Raw genomic sequence first — 3519 nt, 5'->3', positions numbered from 1 at the left:
TTTTACTCTGAGGTATTTTTTTCTCAACCTTCTTTCTTGGAATTCCCTATACTTGAATTATACAGGAAGCTCCTTTTCTAAATACATATAGCAATTTAGTCACTTTATCATAATAAATTTCTGCTTTTGACATATTTTTATCTCCCATCACATCACGCTTAAGTTCATGTGCATCAATTCCCTGCTTTTTTAAATATTGATCCGAAACTCTTACAAAATTATTTTTTAACTTTCTCTTTACGTATTTTATTCTCTTTTTTGATTTTGTCCCTGGCGTTACTTTCGTCCTCGGGACTGCTGGAGCTTTCGGCGTTGGCAACACCCTGGTATTCGGGACTGCCGGAGCCTTTGGAACCGGCTGAACCCTTGGCTTTCTAATTACGGGCGGTTTCGGTATCGGACGGTATACAGGTACACGCGTAACAATAGGAGCATTCCTGACTACCCGCCCTGTATAATAAGTTGTCACCAACAATGCTATGGCTCCCAGCAAAGCCTTTCCTGCCTCATATGCTCTTGCTGCTGCCGTAAACAACGCAATCGCAGAATGCCCGCTCGGATCTATATACCCAACCGGATTATTTGCACAATACGTATACAGGTTCCAGGTCTTATATTCTTCATCTTTTCCCCTGTACGTATCCTGGCTGGTAAACCTCCCATCCTGCGGGTCATAGTGCCTCGCATTAAGATAGTACAGCCCTGTGCTTTCATCATAAAGCCTGTATAGCAGATTTCATTCTCCACATCCTCCGTCGCATACATAACCGTCTCGCCAAAGTCCGTATAGCGGTAAGCGACCGCACAGCTCCCGTCCGGCCTGATCAGGCTGGTGGTGCTGCCTTTTAAATCTTTCCCGCTGGTGAGGTATTTCGCGGTGCAGCTTCCCGTATATCTGCCGGATGCGATAACGTTGCCCTCCAGCCCATACAGGTTGAAGCTGGTTTTGTTCCCTTCCGCGTCCGTGATCGCCTAAATTACAGTTTCCTTTATCTTTTTGGCAGTAAGCATGGACTCTACTTTCCCAAATATTTACTATATGTATCCCAAATATAATCAGCTACTTTTCCCACCATCTGTTCCGCGCTCACCATATCCAGCATAGTTTCATCCGTATTTTCAAACATATGGATAATTCTTTGAAATGAGTAATCCTCCTCACATATCTTTATCCCTACTGAGACAATAAAATCATACCAGTGGGCATTCATAACAGGCTTTGGATACTGTTCTTCCCTTAAATCCACTCCCTCCCTCTGTTTCATTAACTCTACCACTTCAGACTCTATTTCCGCCCCTGGCATAATTCCCGCAGACGCAAAGAGTATCTGCATATCATCCATTCTAAAGTTTCCGATACTTTCTAGCACCTGGGACAACCCTGTATTTTTATTATCTAAAAATAGTACCCCGACAATCGCTTCCGATTCCAATACTTTTTCCGCTTCTGCCTTTACTCCCTGTAATCCTGCTGGTTCACAATCGAGAAATTCTTTTAAAATTTCCTTTATCTTATCTTTGTTAAAAACATTCATCATCTCTTCCATAACACTTATTACTGCACGTAAAACATAATAATCGTTAATGCCTTTATCCAGTAAAATCGCTTTCAGCTTTTGCAGCGCTTCCTTTTCCCCTGCAAAATACCGGTTCCTCTCATACATTGCTAACACCCACAAATGCTCCTCCTGCGCATAAAGCCCTTCTACGCTCTTTAGATAGCGGGACATGCTTTCCCTACGATATCCGTATCGGTTTAGCCAAACATCAAAATACGATAGTACTGCATATCCTCTTTCTAAATAATCGTCTGCTTGCCGCATCTTTCTTCTTAATAATGGCAATGTCGCTTCTTCCCTGCCAATGCACAGAGAATCTATTGCTTCTATCCGCACTAAGCCATCCTTATCACAGGCCATTCGCCTCAGCATTGCCTCACTCTCAGGCGTATACCTGTTTACCAGCGCTTTCGCCAGACTCCACCGGATACAGGAATCTTTATCTTTTTCCATTCGGTACATTTGCATCAACTCAAACCGCGAAGGAACCCGCTTTGATGAAATAATTTCATCTAAAAATTCCTGTTTCTCGTCTCTTTTGCTTTTATTCCTCATCTTCTGTCCCTCTCATCACTGTTTCAGCCGCCAACTCTCTCGCAATATCTGGTAAAGATTTTCTTTGCAATTCCCTTTAGAGTACGCTCCCAGATATTATTCCCTTTCCTGCCATACTGATAGCAGTCACCATCCCTGATGCTGTGCCCTCCTCAAACGGTTGTCTGATAAAAACAATTTTCCAACCATCTCATTATCAGAATAATCAAAAAGTTTTTTGATGATGAAAGCACTAATATCATTTAACAAATATAATCTTCTAGGTTCCCATTGCATTTCTCTCTCAAACATAATATCATTTTATATCCCCAACAAATCTTTGTATTTCTTCAGTTCCTTTTCCCTCTTTTCCCTGCATTTATCACTGATTTCATAATCACACCCTATAGCTTCGCAAATTTCCTTTCCCATATTCTCCAGTTCTTTTCTGGACTCGTCTCCTGTTGTAACATATTTTTGATAATTTAAAATTTCTTCCAGAAATATACCTTTATTTTCTGGGAGCGGAACTCCGATCGGAACCACATAATCATAGGCTTCCTCCATGTTTACCCTATGAATCCTGTTTACTCCCTCCAAATCAACCCCATACCAGCATCTGCCTGACTCTAAGACTCTTTTTGAAAGCTTTTCGCCCTGGCATATCCCCGCCGATATTACCATAATATCTTCCTCCTGAATCATCTCCTGAAGAATCATTTCAAGCAACTGCGAAAAATCTGTGTTATCCTTATCAAGCAGCAAAAGCCTTCGCTGTTTTTCCTTAGGCCATACATAATGCCTTTTACATATCACATCAATAAAGCGCCATTCTTCCAGCCGTTCTTCAACAGACGAGGTCGGAAATGCTTCGAAACAGTACCCCTTTTCCATCTCTATCCGGATATCCCCCACTTCACTCTCATAAAATCCCAAGATCTTTAATGGCCAGTCCGAACTCATTTTCCCAAAAATATTTTTTTCAAAAAGCGTTCTCCCTCTCGCATTTCCTTCCGCTGTTCCGCTCTCTGTCTCCTCTTCTACAATTCTCCCGTCCTCATCAATCTCTGTATATATGTCCTGATAACCTGCAATTATGGTATCTTTCTGCCGGATACGCCATATACATGAAATATGAAACTCGTAATCCATATGCCATCTTTTCTCATCCTCTGGTATCCATATAGATAACGGCTGATTTGATATTCCGAGCAGCACCATGTTGTGAAACCGACTGACTGCAACTAAATATTTATTTTTCATATCTTTGTTTTTCATATCACGCCCCCAATCCAAAAATTTAGCTTTTTTATTAAGATAAATTTTTTTATGAATATTATGTTCTTTATCCTGAATTATTCACAGCTGTGCCGTGAAAGTGGCTGAAAGCCACATAGTTACTGTATTTAAGCTGCTTATTGCATTT

3 protein-coding genes and 1 pseudogene are annotated in these 3519 nt (G+C 41.1%); all 4 read right to left on the bottom strand.

The annotated features are described in order from the left end of the window. Positions 1-46 precede the first annotated feature (46 nt). On the bottom strand, positions 47-535 hold the full coding sequence (locus NFR99_RS14870) for a polymorphic toxin type 33 domain-containing protein (RefSeq protein WP_243126927.1): 489 nt from the start codon (positions 533-535) through the stop codon (positions 47-49). A gap of 72 nt (positions 536-607) precedes the next feature. Beyond that, a pseudogene (locus tag NFR99_RS15635) lies at positions 608-700 on the bottom strand (RHS repeat-associated core domain-containing protein); the annotation flags it as partial. 316 nt (positions 701-1016) lie between these two features. Beyond that, on the bottom strand, positions 1017-2114 hold the full coding sequence (locus tag NFR99_RS14860; protein ID WP_251354041.1) for a HEAT repeat domain-containing protein: 1098 nt from the start codon (positions 2112-2114) through the stop codon (positions 1017-1019). Positions 2115-2414: 300 nt separating this feature from the next. Continuing rightward, positions 2415-3371, bottom strand: a complete 957-nt coding sequence (locus NFR99_RS14855) for a hypothetical protein (protein WP_251354040.1) — start codon at positions 3369-3371, stop codon at positions 2415-2417. Positions 3372-3519 lie beyond the last annotated feature (148 nt).

It is taken from the genome of Hominisplanchenecus murintestinalis (assembly GCF_943193015.1).
GTDB lineage: Bacteria > Bacillota > Clostridia > Lachnospirales > Lachnospiraceae > Hominisplanchenecus_A > Hominisplanchenecus_A murintestinalis.
This window is presented reverse-complemented; position numbering and strand designations above follow the sequence as displayed.

Excerpts from the sequence above, each read along its gene's own strand:
- NFR99_RS14860 (WP_251354041.1), bottom strand. The coding sequence starts at position 2,114 with ATGAGGAATAAAAGCAAAAGAGACGAGAAACAGGAATTTTTAGATGAA.
- NFR99_RS14855 (WP_251354040.1), bottom strand. The coding sequence starts at position 3,371 with ATGAAAAACAAAGATATGAAAAATAAATATTTAGTTGCAGTCAGTCGG.